At 36.7% G+C, this 15,228-nt stretch carries 15 protein-coding genes, 1 pseudogene and 1 riboswitch; of the genes and pseudogenes, 4 read left to right on the forward strand and 12 right to left on the reverse strand.

Annotated features, from left to right (window positions below):
• Window position 1: 1 nt before the first annotated feature.
• The 6 genes from msrA to SBH76_RS02885 all read right to left on the reverse strand — a co-directional run bounded on the left by msrA (window position 2) and on the right by SBH76_RS02885 (window position 3,741).
• Complete coding sequence (gene msrA, locus SBH76_RS02860) at window positions 2-1,435, reverse strand: peptide-methionine (S)-S-oxide reductase MsrA (RefSeq protein ID WP_432706861.1); 1,434 nt, start codon at window positions 1,433-1,435, stop codon at window positions 2-4.
• 21 nt (window positions 1,436-1,456) lie between these two features.
• On the reverse strand, window positions 1,457-1,657 hold the full coding sequence (locus tag SBH76_RS02865; RefSeq protein ID WP_060932323.1) for a hypothetical protein: 201 nt from the start codon (window positions 1,655-1,657) through the stop codon (window positions 1,457-1,459).
• A 30-nt stretch (window positions 1,658-1,687) separates the two neighbouring features.
• Entirely contained in the window at window positions 1,688-2,194 is a 507-nt protein-coding gene (locus tag SBH76_RS02870) for a hypothetical protein (RefSeq protein ID WP_060932322.1), read from the reverse strand.
• A 97-nt stretch (window positions 2,195-2,291) separates the two neighbouring features.
• Window positions 2,292-3,149: a hypothetical protein gene (locus SBH76_RS02875; RefSeq protein WP_315035957.1), complete on the reverse strand. Its 858-nt coding sequence runs from the start codon at window positions 3,147-3,149 to the stop codon at window positions 2,292-2,294.
• A gap of 75 nt (window positions 3,150-3,224) precedes the next feature.
• Entirely contained in the window at window positions 3,225-3,521 is a 297-nt protein-coding gene (locus SBH76_RS02880) for a hypothetical protein (protein WP_317976707.1), read from the reverse strand.
• A 10-nt stretch (window positions 3,522-3,531) separates the two neighbouring features.
• Window positions 3,532-3,741: a hypothetical protein gene (locus SBH76_RS02885; protein WP_060932320.1), complete on the reverse strand. Its 210-nt coding sequence runs from the start codon at window positions 3,739-3,741 to the stop codon at window positions 3,532-3,534.
• A gap of 149 nt (window positions 3,742-3,890) precedes the next feature.
• Here SBH76_RS02885 and ychF point away from each other — a divergent pair, with 149 nt between their 5' ends.
• From ychF to SBH76_RS02905, 4 genes are read left to right on the forward strand one after another with little or no spacing between them, the layout of a single operon-like run.
• On the forward strand, window positions 3,891-4,988 hold the full coding sequence (ychF, locus tag SBH76_RS02890; RefSeq protein ID WP_317976708.1) for a redox-regulated ATPase YchF: 1,098 nt from the start codon (window positions 3,891-3,893) through the stop codon (window positions 4,986-4,988).
• A gap of 21 nt (window positions 4,989-5,009) precedes the next feature.
• Window positions 5,010-5,492, forward strand: coding sequence for a methyltransferase family protein (locus tag SBH76_RS02895; protein WP_317976709.1), 483 nt, complete (start codon window positions 5,010-5,012; stop codon window positions 5,490-5,492).
• A gap of 42 nt (window positions 5,493-5,534) precedes the next feature.
• Window positions 5,535-6,002 (forward strand): hypothetical protein, encoded by a 468-nt coding sequence (locus tag SBH76_RS02900; RefSeq protein ID WP_009663029.1) that lies wholly within the window; start codon window positions 5,535-5,537, stop codon window positions 6,000-6,002.
• Between the two features lie 18 nt (window positions 6,003-6,020).
• Entirely contained in the window at window positions 6,021-6,425 is a 405-nt protein-coding gene (locus SBH76_RS02905) for a hypothetical protein (protein ID WP_314098775.1), read from the forward strand.
• A gap of 132 nt (window positions 6,426-6,557) precedes the next feature.
• Here the strand turns inward: SBH76_RS02905 and leuS are convergent, their stop codons facing one another.
• The 6 genes and pseudogenes from leuS to SBH76_RS13905 form a co-directional block, all read right to left on the reverse strand.
• Entirely contained in the window at window positions 6,558-8,972 is a 2,415-nt protein-coding gene (gene leuS / locus SBH76_RS02910) for a leucine--tRNA ligase (protein ID WP_317976710.1), read from the reverse strand.
• A 96-nt stretch (window positions 8,973-9,068) separates the two neighbouring features.
• Window positions 9,069-10,457 (reverse strand): glycine--tRNA ligase, encoded by a 1,389-nt coding sequence (locus SBH76_RS02915; protein WP_282669577.1) that lies wholly within the window; start codon window positions 10,455-10,457, stop codon window positions 9,069-9,071.
• Window positions 10,458-10,468: 11 nt separating this feature from the next.
• The gene (locus tag SBH76_RS02920) at window positions 10,469-11,029 is read right to left on the reverse strand and encodes a hypothetical protein (protein ID WP_317976711.1); all 561 of its coding nucleotides are present in this window, start codon (window positions 11,027-11,029) and stop codon (window positions 10,469-10,471) included.
• A 229-nt stretch (window positions 11,030-11,258) separates the two neighbouring features.
• Window positions 11,259-11,372: riboswitch (FMN riboswitch) on the reverse strand.
• A 90-nt stretch (window positions 11,373-11,462) separates the two neighbouring features.
• The gene (locus SBH76_RS02925; RefSeq protein WP_317976712.1) at window positions 11,463-12,494 is read right to left on the reverse strand and encodes a hypothetical protein; all 1,032 of its coding nucleotides are present in this window, start codon (window positions 12,492-12,494) and stop codon (window positions 11,463-11,465) included.
• Between the two features lie 15 nt (window positions 12,495-12,509).
• On the reverse strand, window positions 12,510-13,499 hold the full coding sequence (locus SBH76_RS02930; RefSeq protein WP_317976713.1) for a hypothetical protein: 990 nt from the start codon (window positions 13,497-13,499) through the stop codon (window positions 12,510-12,512).
• 87 nt (window positions 13,500-13,586) lie between these two features.
• Window positions 13,587-15,063, reverse strand: a pseudogene (locus SBH76_RS13905) (transposase).
• Window positions 15,064-15,228 lie beyond the last annotated feature (165 nt).

A 15,228-nucleotide genomic window follows, 5' to 3' on the forward strand; every position in this document is an offset into this window, starting at 1 on the left:
GCTATATGCCTCCTTGTATTGATTTTTGATTATTCTTACTCAAAGAGCTTCCGATACTCCCCATACCCTTGTTCTTCCAGTTCATCGTAGGGAATGAATCTAAGAGCTGCCGAGTTGATGCAATAACGCAGCCCGCCGGACTCGCGGGGACCATCGTTGAACACGTGACCCAGATGGGAATCCGCGCCGCTGCTGCGCACTTCCGTCCGGACCATACCATGTGAAGTGTCCACGGCCTCAGTGACAGCATCTTCCGCGATCGGCCTGGTGAACGCCGGCCAGCCACACCCAGAGTTATACTATACTTGTCCATGGATGTAAAGAGCGGTTCGCCGCTGACAATGTCGACATAAAGGCCCTTTTCAAAGAAGTCGTCATACTCGCCGGTGAAGGCGTACTCCGTGGCGGCGTGCTGTGTGACCTCAAAGGCCAAATCGCCGATCCGCACCCGAAGTTCATCTGCAGATTCTTCTGCGCTGTTTTGCTGAAGATCAAAGTAACTGCGCGGGATATGGCAGTAGCCGCCGGGATTCTTGTCCAGATACTTCTGGTGATACTCTTCTGCGGGGAAGAAGTTTTCCAACGGAAGCAGTTCAACAGCAAGCCTGGCTCCGGCTTTCTCTTCCTCCGCCCGATAAACCGCTTCGATCTCCGGAAGCTGGTCTTCTTCCGTATAATAGATCCCCGTCCGGTACTGGATGCCTCGATCATTGCCCTGTTTGTTTACAGAGAGCGGATCGATCACCATGAAATAGTAATTCAGCAAATCAGTCAGAGAAATTACAGCAGGGTCATAGTCGACCCGCACTGTCTCGGCATGCCCGCTGCTGTTACAGACGTCCTGATAGGTCGGAGCTTCGTCAGGTCCGTTTGCATAACCTGCTTCTGTTCGGATTACGCCGACAAACTGATCAAAGAACTTCTGCGTTCCCCAGAAGCAGCCGCCTGCAAGATAGATTGTTTTTATATCCTCCGGTATCTCCATAGTAGTTTCTCCTGTCACGATCTCTCCGGACCAGGTGTTGATCCCGCCGAATTCGTAGATGTTGGTATATCCCATGTTCGCAAGCTTTTGCGCTGCTTGCTTGGATCTGTTCCCGCTTCGGCAGTAAATCAGGATGATCTGATCCAGATCCGGGAGTTCTTCCGGCCGCTCCGCTTCAATGCTCTCATTCGGAATTAGAATTGCGCCAGGAATATGGCCTGCATCGTATTCATCTTGCCTGCGGGCATCTACAACCACATGCCCGTCATCCCGGGTCATCATCTGCTTTGCCATATCTTGATCGATCTGATGATAGCTCTCGACCTCTTGCACTGAACCGGCAGTATTTACCAAACAACCAGTCAGAAGAAAAATAGTCATCAAAATCAAAAACAACAGTCTTGGAACACCTGAGCGCCCTTTTTCCACTATTGCTCTCATCTTTTTCATTCTATGTTACCTCGGTAAATTCTAATTTGTACTGTTCATATTAAAATAAGCTTTTACATACTCAAGTAGTATTTCATCCGAATAATCACCCCCGGTAGAATATGCTATATTCATTATTTCTAATGTAGATTCATCTAAATTCTTGTCATTATTTGTAAATTCTGAAACTATTTTTTTTATATTTTCAAAATCATCTTCATTTGCTCCATACGGCAATTTCATCCGGTCATCCTTTCCACAAAAGCTCCTTGCTTATCTTCCTAAAAAAACAATAAACAAAGCCTGAATTGCCGATACAACCGGAATAAATAAGAAAGGAATCACTAGAAAATGTTCAACAACTGCCAAATGTTTCATCCAGTTATTAAATTCATAATCCTTGTGCCCTTCTGTTCCTGGGATGACAATTTTGTTTTTATACTTTCCCTGAAACAACAGAAAGTCTAACAAGAAAAAATCACCTAAGTTTAATATGCTCCACTGAATATATCCCGTCCAAAACACATTCCAAAAACCGGTAATCCCTTTGTGTAAAATGCTTGCTGTCGAATGGGAAAAACAAATTCCAACAATGAAAACGGTTAATATCCTGTTTATCTTCTTCTCCTGTTTTGTCATTTGTTCGGGTGCAGCCTTTTGTATGTCCTTTGGATAAGAATTAAAAAAGAATCTTGGATTAATGAGTACCAAGGTAGCTACCGCCCCGTTAAAAATAGCCGCTATAGCAACACCATCAAGAAACGCTTGTATTACATCCATAAAATTCCTCCTTGTAAAGTTTGAATTTAACCATATCTTGCTAAACTGGGATTTATTAATAAATCTTTGTCTAAAATACTTTTCAAAATTTAATACTCTATAATTTATATGGATTAAAATCGCTAATCTCATATTCATTTGGATTAATTGCACGTTCAAGACTTTCTACAATTAAGATAGCCATATTACGAAAAAAATTCAAATGTTTATCAGTAATAGAAATAACAGTGTTCTCAAAAGGTGATTTGAAAAATATCTCTTCTGGGCATTCTATAAACATAGCATTACTAATGCTCTCCAATTCCTTACTATTTTTACTTATTACTTCTTCCATTTTAGCCTTCATTATTTCTGTGGTTCGTCCCCCTGCATGAGCTAAGGTATGTCGAAACAATGTATAATATCTCCATGCAGATATTAATTCGTTTTGAGATGTAATAATTGAAGAAGAACCTTTTTTTATTTCCTTAATAAAGTTATCTTTTAAATTGCTTGTTCCTAATTCATCAAAGAGAGTATATAGGAGTGTATCTTCTTTTATTTTTCTACTATTATTCCCTTTAGAAACTAAATATTCTTTAACAGCTTGTTCGCAGATAGCATATACCATTAAGAATTCAAATGCTTTTATGTGCCAATCCAACGGATCTAAATTCTCTAACTTTAAGCAATTAAATAATTCTATAGATATGCCTCTATTCTCTTTCCTTTTCCTCATTAGTCCTTCATTCATTATTCCTGCTCCAAGACTAAAAGCTACCGCCATATCTATATCTTCATGAGAGTTATTAAGTGTATTTAGTAATTCGTCCTTTTCCTCTTCTGCAAGATGTTCTTTTAACAATCTTAAAAAAACATCATTGACTTGAATGAAACAAAACTGATTATAAAATTTAGCATAAAAACTCTCACTTGCATCCGTAGGAACTAATGGACTAAATGTTACTTCTAACATTCAAGGTTACCTCCTTCTTTTTAAACATTAGTTATCTAATTGTTTTACTTCTGCTGTCCTGTAACATAAAGACTCTTAAATTTTAATTTGTCTTTTCAAAGCATCTAAACTACTGCTTGTTTTAGATGCTATCCATCCCGCCTCCAACTTAAGCAATCTGCGATATGGCGTCCAAAATGATATTATTGTATCTGCATAAAGTGCTTCTTCCTTTTCCAATCCCACAATTTTATGGTAATACTTCGCATCATCATCATATTCTAATCTCAGTTCATTTTTACGATCCTGAGAAAGACTGTCATAGTTAATTTCTATTTTCTTTTTTTCCCACTTAAGATATGATTCCAAAATATTTAAAACAAAATCTTCCATTTTAAAGCCCTCACAAATCCTGATTTGTACTATTCATTTCAAAATATGCTTTTACATAAGCAAGTAATGTTTCATCCGAATAATCGCCTCCGGTAGAATATGCTATATTCATTATTTCTAATGTAGATTCATCTAAATTCTTGTCATTATTTGTAAATTCTGAAACTATTTTTTTTATATTTTCAAAATCATCTTCATTTGCTCCATACGGCAATTTCATCCGTCCATCCTTTCCACAAAAGCTCCTTGCTTTACTCTTTTAAATTATATACCTATATGTTAAAATATAACAGGTTAACCTTGATATTTATTCAGGTTTTATTGCGAATATAATTATTCAAACAAAAATATTTTAAAGAAGGTTTTTATATGAAACTAGGAATCGTTGGCTTACCGAATGTAGGTAAGAGTACATTATTTAACTCATTGACAAAGGCAGGTGCCACTGCTGCAAACTATCCTTTTGCTACTATTGACCCTAATGTAGGTGTTGTAGCGGTGCCGGATGACAGATTAAAAGAACTTGGCAAATTATATAATACAAAAAAGGTAACACCTGCACTTATAGACTTTGTGGATATCGCCGGTCTTGTAAAGGGTGCCAGCAAGGGTGAAGGACTTGGAAACCAGTTTTTATCAAATATTCGTGAATGTGATGCCATCATCCATGTTGTAAGATGCTTTGATGATTCAAATATCATCCATGTAGAGGGAAGTGTTGATCCTATCAGAGATATCGAAACTATCAATCTTGAGCTTATATTCTCCGATATTGAGATTTTGGAAAGAAGAATTGCAAAGACAAAGAAAGCTGCAATGAATGACAAAGCTCTAAAGCATGAGCTTGATATCCTTTTGGAGCTCAAGGATATACTTGAAAACGACAATATGGCAAGCAGCTATACATCTTCTGATGAAGAGGACTTAGCATTCGTAAAGTCACTAGGACTTATCACATATATGCCTGTTATCTTTGCCGCAAATGTAGCTGAGGATGACCTTGCTGATGACGGTGCGTCAAATGAGTATGTGGCTAAGGTAAAAGAATATGCCGCAAAATCAAATGCAAAGGTATTTGTTGTATGTGCAGCCATTGAAGAAGACATTTCACAGCTGGATGATGAGGAAAAGGCAGAATATCTTGATGCTCTTGGTATCTCGGTGTCAGGTCTTGATAAGCTTATTGCAGCCAGCTATGATCTGCTTGGACTTTTAAGCTATCTTACAGCCGGTGAGGATGAGTGCAGAGCCTGGACTATAAAGAAAGGCACAAAGGCTCCGGGAGCGGCAGGAAAGATTCACTCAGACTTTGAGCGTGGATTTATCAAAGCTGAGGTTATCAACTATCAGGATCTTCTTGACTGTGGCTCTACATCTGCTGCCAAGGAAAAGGGGCTTGTTCGTATAGAAGGTAAAGAATATGTAGTACAGGATGGAGATGTAATACTCTTTAGATTTAATGTATAAATTTATATAAAGGGGGCTTATATGAAAAAAAATACATTACCTGTTTTTGGTGTCGGTCCTATTTATGCCGTCAGTTGTTTACTTCTAACCGCCTTCGGACTTTTCTTAAAAAAGAAAGGATTTCTAAATGGCGGAGATCTTCCCGGCTTAAAATCTGAAGCAATGCGTATAGGCTTTATGCTCATTTTTATCGGAGTCGCATTGTGGATATATGCTGTGATCATTCAAAGAATCAGTAAAGAGATAAGCAGCGGGCATTTGGTAACAATCGGAATATATTCCATTGTCAGAAACCCTATATATCTCGCATTTTTATGTGTGTGTACAGGTATTCTGATAACTGCACATAATGTGTACTTGCTTATAATTCCGGTAGTTTTATATATATTCTTAACTGTACTGATGAAGCTGACCGAAGAAAAGTGGTTGCTTGATAAATTCGGATCGGAATATATAGAGTATTGTAAACATGTTAACAGGGTCATACCCTGGTTTAGACATTAATATATTTATGCCATCACATGTGATGACGGAATGGAGATTATTATGGCGCTAATGGATTTATTTAAAAAGGCTTTTATGGGGGCAACTGACGAGGAAAATCGAAAAAATAAAGCCAGAATGAGAGAAATATTTAACAGCAGTGTTGCAAACGGTGATGATTACAAGCTGATTTATTGCCATATGGAAAACTGTACCAATGCTGTTATAGTTCAGGTTACAAGACATAGTAACTTTATTGTAGGATACAAGGAAGGCGAAGTTGTAGTTATTCCTGTAAATGCAGAACTTACAGAGTATGGGGATGCAATGGTATTTAATAAAGCAAATGAGAGCTTCACAAAAACATCTCTAGGTTTTTGTTTTGTAGGAAATCCTGAAGTTTCTCTGCAGTTTGTTCCTATGACATACGAACCCGGTATAACCGCAGGTGCAAGACACTCAGTTTCAATCACTCAATCATCTGCAGAAGTGGCTGAGTTCAAGAATTTCTTTAAAAAGGGATTACAATAATTTGTAAATGTGAGAATTATGAATAAAGAAGATATAATTACTGCACTAAAAGAAGCTGTGGTACCCGATGAAGAGTATTATATTAATAGTGAAATAATAGATGCAATGCTTGAGTATCCCGATTCATTCCAATTTGTGAAGCCTATCTTGGAAATAATATCACAAAACCCAAGTGTTGACTTCGGGTCACCCGGAGAATTGGTCCACTTTGTAGAAAAGTTTTATAAAAAGGGCTATGAAGAAGCACTGATTGAATCGGTAAAGAAAAATCCTACATTTCATAATATATGGATGATTCATCGTTGCTATAATGATGCAAGCTGCACTTTCCATAATGACTTTTTATCGCTGATAAATGAGATTAAAGAAAACCCTTCTACATCTGCCGATATTAAAAAGGCGATTGAAATGTTTAATTGGTAATTATTTAATAAAAAATCTTGGAGCCGGCAAATGCCGATTCCAAGATTTTTTTATGCTTTTTTACATTATAATTTTAAGAATGCGACAATATAATGTCGGTTTGAATGTCGGTTAAATGTCGCTTTAATTATTTTATCCAACCACTATATTTATAATCTTCTTTGGAACATAAATTTCTTTTCTTATTGTTCCTTCAAGCTTTCCGGCTTCAGATAAAGCTTTCTTACCTGCCTCTATAGCATCTTCCTTGCTTACATTGGCATCAAGCTCAATAACAAGCTTTGTCTTTCCGTTTATCTGAACAGGAACCTCTATTGTATCCACTTCCTTATGGCTTTCATCAAATGTAGGCCACTCTGCATGGAATACCGAGCCTTCTCCACCAAGCTCCTCCCAAAGCTCCTCACCTATATGAGGTGCAAAAGGTGCAAGCAATATAGTAAATGCCTTTAGTGTTTCCTTATCCACGCCGTTCTTTTTGCTGAGCTCATTAAGCTTATTATTGTACTCCATAAAGCCTGCGATAACTGTATTTAAGCTGAAAGAATTAAATCTCTGCTCAATATCGGAGATAAGATTTGCGCGAACTCTTAAGAGTTCTCTGTCAGCCTCTACATTCTTATCCTTATTGTCCATTACAAGCTTATAGAACTTATTTAAAAATCTTGATACACCCTCGATACCTCTGTCATCCCAGTCAGCATCAAGCTCAGGCGGTCCTACGAAAAGCTCATACATTCTAAGAGCATCACAGCCATAGTCACGAACCAGATCATCAGGTGAAACCACATTTCCCTTACTCTTACTCATCTTCTGTCCGTCACTGCCGTTTATCATCCCCTGGTTGAAAAGCTTTGTGAAAGGCTCATCAAAATCAACCACACCTATATCATTTAAGAACTTGGTGTAGAATCTTGAGTAAAGCAAATGAAGTACCGCATGCTCAACGCCACCTATATACATATCTACAGGAAGGTATTTATCTGCCATCTCCTTGCTTACAAGCTCATTATCATTGTGAGGATCCACATATCTTAAGAAATACCAGCTTGAACCTGCCCACTGAGGCATGGTATTTGTCTCACGCTTTGCAGGTGCACCACATACAGGACATGTTGTATTTACCCACTCGTCAATAGCCGCAAGCGGTGACTCACCGGTTCCTGTAGGCTGATAGCTCTCTACCTTAGGAAGCTCTAAAGGAAGCTGATCCTCAGGTACAGGCACATTTCCACAATGTGGACAATGAATTATCGGAATAGGCTCTCCCCAGTAACGCTGTCTTGAGAATACCCAGTCACGAAGCTTGTAGTTGGTAGTCTTCTTACCATAACCCTTTTCTTCAATCATCTGTGGTGCTTCAAGCTTTAACTTGGCACTTTCCATACCGTTCCAGTCACCTGAATTTATCATTGTTCCTACAGCATCTGTGTAGGCTTCTGTCATATTTTTAATCTCTTTACCGTCTTTTGCTATAACCTGAACTATAGGAAGATCAAATTTCTTTGCAAACTCAAAGTCTCTGTCATCATGTGCAGGTACACACATAATAGCTCCTGTACCATAGTCAGCCAAAACATAGTCCGAAAGCCATATAGGTGTCTTCGCACCGTTTAAAGGATTGATTGCGTAAGAGCCTGTAAATACACCTGTCTTTTCCTTTGACTGCATTCTGTCTACATTTGACTTCATAGAGCTGTCAAAGATATACTTCTCTACCGCCTCTCTTGTCTCATCTGTAGCCAGAGATTTTGCAAGCTCATGCTCAGGTGAAAGTACCATAAAAGTAGCACCGTAAAGAGTATCAGGTCTTGTAGTATAAACAACTATATTCTCATCTCTACCGTCTACTTTGAAGTTTACCTCTGCACCGTAGCTCTTTCCGATCCAGTCCGACTGCATCTTTTTAACCTTCTCAGGCCAATCAAGCTTGTCAAGATCATTAAGAAGTCTGTCTGCATATGCTGTTATCTTTAACATCCACTGACGAAGATTCTTCTTTGTAACAGGAGTTCCACATCTCTCACATTTTCCGTCTACTACTTCTTCGTTTGCAAGACCTGTCTTACATGAAGGACACCAGTTGATAGGGAATTCTTTCTCATAGGCAAGGCCTTTTTTGAACATCTGAACAAATATCCACTGTGTCCACTTATAGAAGTTAGGATCTGTAGTATTTACTTCTCTGTCCCAATCATAAAGTGCCGCAATTTCATTTATCTGTCTTTTGATATTAGCTACATTTTCTGCTGTAGACTTAGCAGGATGAACTCCCATCTTTATTGCGTAGTTCTCTGCAGGAAGACCGAATGCATCCCAACCCATAGGATGTATTACATAATTACCCTTCAGTACCTGATATCTGCTCCATACATCAGATATTACATATCCTCTCCAGTGTCCTACATGAAGTCCTGAACCTGAAGGATATGGGAACATATCCAAGCAATAGTACTTTGGCTTTTTTCCATCATCAACATTTACAGGGTTTGCTTCCCAGTTTTTCTTCCATTTCTTCTCTATTGCACTATGATTATAATGTGCCATAATCTCTTCCTTTCGCTACCGGTTTAAAGTTGATTAGAGCTTCCCTTCACAAAAGTGAAGTTAAAGCTCTACTCAAAATAAGTTAAATTTTATAAATTAGAATCTGAATTTATCCTCAAAGTAAGCCTTAAGCTCCGCTATCGGAATTCTTACCTGCTCCATACTGTCTCTGTCTCTTACAGTTACAGCATTGTCATTCTCAGAATCAAAGTCATATGTAATACAGAACGGTGTGCCTATTTCATCCTGTCTACGATATCTCTTACCGATATTTCCTCTGTCATCAAACTCTACATTGTAATACTTTGATAATTCTTCAGATATCTTAAGAGCACCCTCATTAAGCTTCTTTGAAAGCGGTAAAATACCGATCTTAACAGGAGCAAGTGCAGGGTGGAAGTGAAGAACCGTTCTGGTATCACCACCCTCAAGAGTCTCCTCATCATATGCCGCACAAAGGAATGCTAAAGTAACTCTGTCTGCACCAAGTGAAGGCTCTACTACATATGGAATGTATCTCTCACTTGTCTCATCATCAAAATATGTAAGATCCTGTCCTGAAACTTCCTGATGACGACCAAGATCATAATCTGTTCTGTCTGCGATTCCCCAAAGCTCACCCCAACCGAACGGGAATAGGAATTCTATATCCGTTGTAGCATTTGAATAGAAACTAAGCTCCTCTTTGTCATGGTCTCTAAGTCTCATCTGCTCCTCTTTGATACCGAGAGCTATAAGCCAGTCTCTACAGAAGCCTCTCCAATACTCAAACCACTCAAGGTCTGTACCCGGCTTACAGAAAAACTCAAGCTCCATCTGCTCAAACTCTCTTGTTCTGAACGTGAAGTTACCCGGAGTAATCTCATTTCTGAATGACTTACCAATCTGTCCTATACCGAAAGGTACTTTCTTTCTTGAGGTTCTTTGTACATTCTTAAAGTTTACAAAAATACCCTGTGCTGTTTCGGGTCTTAAATAAACCACATTTTTAGCATCCTCTGTTACACCCTGGAAAGTCTTAAACATAAGATTGAACTGACGGATATCTGTAAAATTGTGCTTACCACAGGTCGGACAAGCTATTTCATGCTCATCAATGTACTTTTTCATCTCATCATTTGACCATGCATCCACGCTACCGTCTATAGTAACATTATTTTCCTGCATATAGTCCTCAATAATCTTGTCCGCTCTAAATCTCTCATGGCATTCCTTACAGTCCATAAGAGGATCTGAGAAGCTTCCCAAATGTCCTGACGCTATCCATGTCTGTGGATTCATCAAAATGGCACAGTCAACACCTACATTGTATGGTGACTCCTTTATAAACTTCTGCCACCAGGCAGCTTTAACATTATTCTTTAATTCAACACCCAAGTTACCATAGTCCCAGGTATTTGCAAGACCGCCGTATATCTCTGAACCCGGATATACAAATCCTCTTGATTTAGCCAGTGCTATGATTTTTTCCATGCTATATTCCATGAATTTCTCCTTTATTTAAATATAATATAATTAAAGCCATCTACCTTGGCAGTATTATCATCAAACTCGATATCATTTGATACATAGGTGATCTTCCCATCTGTATACACATCGGCCTTACCGTCTATTAGCGCAATATAATTGCCTTTGATCCCCTCAGGTATCTCTATTGAATCCATCTTTGATACATCAATATCTTTAAGATTGTATACCTCTACAGAATTCAAATCAAAGCTGTTGTCTTGAGTGAACTTTGCAAACTCTTTCATACATTCAAATGAGCTGTATGAAAATACCAGTTTTGCCACATTCTTTTTTATTGCGGCATCTTCAAGTTTTACCTGATTATCCGCATTTAACTTATTAAAGTCTTCTATCTCTGCGTTGGCAAAGCTTTCAAGCTCATCGCTCTTCGCTTCCGTATCTATTTCTTCAACCAAGGCGGACTTTAGTGTGCCGTCCCCGGATATAAATATAGAGCTTTGATCAGGATGGTATGAATATGACTTGTTTCCACCACAGCCTGTCAAAAATAACAGCAACGCTGCAGCCGCCAAATATCCCTTTTTCATGAGCACTCCTCTTCTATATAAATTTATCAGCCCAAAAGCAGTATAACAATTAAACTATGTCAGAATATTCAAATTTTTATTAAGACACTAGAAACAAGTATGCCACAAAAACGGCTCATTTTCAAGGTAGGAGAGATTTTTTATTGTATTTTTGTTCGACTTAAAAAGCTCCGATTTAAACATAGTCGGAGCTTTTTATAATTAATTTTTATCTACAAATTAACCGTATCAAAATCTTCTTTCATCCAGACTGTACTGTCAGCTCCGGAATCTCACCGGATCATGCCATAGGCTCACGGGCTTTACCGCCGGTAGGGACTTTCACCCTGCCCTGAAGATATCTTTTTATTAATCGTAATACTTAATTTGCGACTTGTAAAGTGTGTATCTTTTCTTCATTTGACATAATATTTTGTTTTTATACATTTATTATCTACTTTTTATCCGGTTTTATATACTTCCTTAACTCTTCCATACTATGCACTTGATGACTCAACCCGTCATAAGAATCTTCCGCTTTTACTATAATACCGTCAAACACAAGCTTATGTCCTTCAGGGCTCATCAGTTCCAGTATTTCTTCAGCCTTAATATCTTTGGGAAATACAAATATAATGTTTGCAAAAATATTTTTTCTTTTAAGATAAGCTACCTCATCTTTCAGTTTAGGAAACATTGTATACAATTTTTCGTTATTATATGGCAAACTCCTCACCGATGTAATTATTCTAATTTTATTATCGTAAATTGAATCATTTATTCTAAACATGTTTTTTACAGCTATATTTAAAGTAATTAGATTTTTAGGTAATAGCTTTTTGATTGGTATATATTCTTCTATACTTTCACTTGAATCTGAGTATTCTACTTCATTAGGAAGCTCTCCGTCATAAAAACTCATATCATCAAGGCATAAATAAAATTTTCTGCCACGATCGTCGTATCTGTCTCCACTGAATTCAGAATTTTTTACCATAAAGCAAACAAAGTTTTTACCATTGAACTTCGTTATAAAAAATTCTTGGTCTGAATCCGGTTGAATATTATCTAAACCCAATCTTTCAAATTTATTTTTCATATCTATTGTTCTTATTTTTCTACCTGTTTTTATATTATATACATCTACAGTAAATTTTATAAATCCGTTATTTCCAATATAATATGTATCTGCCGCATCATTACCTGTTTGCTTTCTAATTATTTTTGCTCCTACTTTCGTATGAATATCAAATGTGTAGTTATTATCAGTATCAATACTTACTATATATCCGTCATCATATTTGTCGTCATATGATTGTATGACATAACTGCTACTGTCTTCTTTATTTGACTCACAGAATACATATCCACTGTCTTTACTATCAACATAATACGAACTGTATGATTCGACCAATTTACCGTTAAACCAAGGACATACTATTATAATAATCAAAAAAATGATAAAATAAACTTTCCTTTTATCCAATTATGTAACCCTCTTTCACTTTGAAATATCTGACTCAATTATATTTAAAATTTCATCATCGCTTGGATTTCCACTAAGTACTATATCTAATGAAAAACTATTATTATATTCATTACTTATTTTCTTATAGTTCTCCTTCAAATCAGGAAACATATAATTTATTTTTTCATTATTTTCTATAGTATTAGAAACATCCATCAGATGTATTTTTCTATATCCTTCCCAAAAACCGAAGTTCTCTACTGAATATCTTTCATCGCTGTCATATAGATCCGAGTATCTTTTATTTTTTTCTGTAAAACCGTCAATTTTTTTCAAGAAGTCTAAATTATTCTTATTTTTACTTTCAATATTTTCTTTTAGATTATAATATTTTTCTTCAAAAAGTTCAGATGATTCAAGATCTATATATATTATACTTTTTGAATTATCATAACCGTCCATGGCTTCAGCGTCAAAAGCCAAGCATGGCTTCCCATTATAGTTGCATGTTACAAAACCTGTACAATCAAACGGTATAACATTCAAATTATGCAATTTAAGTATTCTGTCTATATATATTGTATTTAATAGTTCTCCTGTTTCCAAATCAAATACCGATGCGGCAAATTCTACCATTTCTCTTTCTATAACTATGCTTCCCGTCTTACCGATAGTCGAATCAGATTCTCTTTTAGATACCATCTCAAGATTTACTTCAACTGCATATTTTGTAGGTACTGTGAGCATATATGTCACTTTTGACTCTTCATTATTATTATTGGTATCTTGTATTGTATAATAAGACTTTTGATCTCTACCTATCCCACTTGCACAAAATTTATTTTTTATACCCCAAGTTATATAATTCGGTAGTTCCTCTGCATTCTTAAGGTCATATACTCTTATCTTCTCTTGGAGTTCTCTATATTTTCTGTTTTCTTTAGAATCATTCCAGTTTGTTATATAAATTACTATACAAAGCGAAAATATCAATAATAATGATATCTGTATATCTCTTTTCATTCTTCCTCCAATAAAACAAGCTCAAACAACATCTAACTTTATTATACTTTATATATAGATAATGTAAACTAAAAATAATTATTGTAATTATTTATATAAATTATGGACTATCGCCACAAGTAAAACTTCCGGTTTGACTGAATGAATACCTCTTCGGACAATTCTCTTGTACCAACGGTTGCTTTTCATAATTCCGAAAGTGCCTTCTGCTTGTATCGAACGGTTCATTCGTAATAACGCATCGTGGATACTTTCCAGGTTTTCGATTACTTCCTGATGCATGGAGGTTAGTTCCTGATTGATCCGAACAGTTCGATTCTTATCTGTCTTCTTACATTTCTTTGCATATGGACATCCGCTACAGTCTTCGCATTCATACAGTTCTTCCTTGCGTCCGTACTGATTTCCCCTCACATTTTTTCTGCATAAAAAATGGAATGCTTTATCGTTAGGACATCTCATAAATCCTTGATCATCAATTCTGAAGTTAACTGCAGAAATGGATCTTCATGATATTTCCGATCCTTAGTTTCCTTTTTAAACATTGGAAATTTCATATACTTTTCAATGCCGTTCTGTTCACAGAAAATATAATTGTTGTACGAGCCATATCCGAACGATAATGGTTTACGTCAACAACTGCAATATATTCATCTGCTACACCAATCTGTACATTATATGCCGGCAGAAGCTGATCATTTCCCATGTAATCTGTTTTGATACGTATAAAGGTAGCTGAGTTATCTGTTTTAGAGTAAATGTTTCGGTCAGGACCACAGATTTCAATTTTTTGTATGTATTCTTGAAGTTTCTGACAGAAAGTAGTCAAGTGTTCATAATGACGCTGTTCTTTGGATTTTCGCTTTCCGCTTCCGTAAACAAATGTACTTGTATCTAGTTTCCATAAAAGTACTAGCCGCTCAACGATTTCACTCAAATAATCCGGTACATACTCTGTGTTTGTTGTAATCTGCACCCCGCTCCATGCGATTCCTGTATTAATTTTCTCAATCTCCGCAGTGATTTTTTTGTAAAGCTTGTAACGGAACTTTTCGGTAGCCTTCTTCCATACCCGGGTATACTTGTTTGCGTTTGCTTCAAACTTGGAGCCGTCGATATAGAGATGTTGCAGATCTACATGCTCCTCATTAAAGATAGCATATTTATGTCGTTAAAAATGTTTTCAATCTTATCTTGAAGTATTTCATTGATGAAATATCCAAAGGTTCTGTATGACGGAGTCCGGTGATACATGAGATACATGAATCTGATATTAACTTTGCAGTTGTCTTCCGGTTCTCTTAGAGAGCAGTAACCGCTAGTCATAAATCCGAAAAGTACTGTTTTAACATGTTGACCGGATTATATCTGAATCGTCCGGTTGTGTACTCCGTAATATCGGTCAGATACTTGTTTAAATCGATTCCTCCCATCAATCTGTCAAATGTTAAAACAGGATCCGCAGATCCAAACAATCTGAAAGAAACAGATCCAAACAATCTGAAAGAAACAGTGGTAAATATCCTTGTTTTGAATTACAATAATTAGTGTGTAAAGTTTTCATTCCAAGTTAATTTTACCACAAAAATAGGACCTTTCGCATTAACGAATGGTCCTATTTCTTTTAGGGACTTATCTCACAGCCCCTATGGAAGCATTGAAAAAAAGAAAGCCCCAAAATATTATTTCAAAAAATGAATTGAAACAAGAATTCTGATAAGCTGTTATG

The organism is Lachnoanaerobaculum sanguinis (genome assembly GCF_033242365.1).
In the GTDB taxonomy this organism is placed as follows: domain Bacteria; phylum Bacillota; class Clostridia; order Lachnospirales; family Lachnospiraceae; genus Lachnoanaerobaculum; species Lachnoanaerobaculum sanguinis.

Bases quoted from the DNA above. Each gene is read 5' to 3' on its own strand.
- msrA (WP_432706861.1), bottom strand. From the start codon at position 1,435: ATGAAAAAGATGAGAGCAATAGTGGAAAAAGGGCGCTCAGGTGTTCCA.
- SBH76_RS02865 (WP_060932323.1), bottom strand. From the start codon at position 1,657: ATGAAATTGCCGTATGGAGCAAATGAAGATGATTTTGAAAATATAAAA.
- SBH76_RS02870 (WP_060932322.1), bottom strand. From the start codon at position 2,194: ATGGATGTAATACAAGCGTTTCTTGATGGTGTTGCTATAGCGGCTATT.
- SBH76_RS02875 (WP_315035957.1), bottom strand. From the start codon at position 3,149: ATGTTAGAAGTAACATTTAGTCCATTAGTTCCTACGGATGCAAGTGAG.
- SBH76_RS02880 (WP_317976707.1), bottom strand. From the start codon at position 3,521: ATGGAAGATTTTGTTTTAAATATTTTGGAATCATATCTTAAGTGGGAA.
- SBH76_RS02885 (WP_060932320.1), bottom strand. From the start codon at position 3,741: ATGAAATTGCCGTATGGAGCAAATGAAGATGATTTTGAAAATATAAAA.
- ychF (WP_317976708.1), top strand. From the start codon at position 3,891: ATGAAACTAGGAATCGTTGGCTTACCGAATGTAGGTAAGAGTACATTA.
- SBH76_RS02895 (WP_317976709.1), top strand. From the start codon at position 5,010: ATGAAAAAAAATACATTACCTGTTTTTGGTGTCGGTCCTATTTATGCC.
- SBH76_RS02900 (WP_009663029.1), top strand. From the start codon at position 5,535: ATGGCGCTAATGGATTTATTTAAAAAGGCTTTTATGGGGGCAACTGAC.
- SBH76_RS02905 (WP_314098775.1), top strand. From the start codon at position 6,021: ATGAATAAAGAAGATATAATTACTGCACTAAAAGAAGCTGTGGTACCC.
- leuS (WP_317976710.1), bottom strand. From the start codon at position 8,972: ATGGCACATTATAATCATAGTGCAATAGAGAAGAAATGGAAGAAAAAC.
- SBH76_RS02915 (WP_282669577.1), bottom strand. From the start codon at position 10,457: ATGGAATATAGCATGGAAAAAATCATAGCACTGGCTAAATCAAGAGGA.
- SBH76_RS02920 (WP_317976711.1), bottom strand. From the start codon at position 11,029: ATGAAAAAGGGATATTTGGCGGCTGCAGCGTTGCTGTTATTTTTGACA.
- SBH76_RS02930 (WP_317976713.1), bottom strand. From the start codon at position 13,499: ATGAAAAGAGATATACAGATATCATTATTATTGATATTTTCGCTTTGT.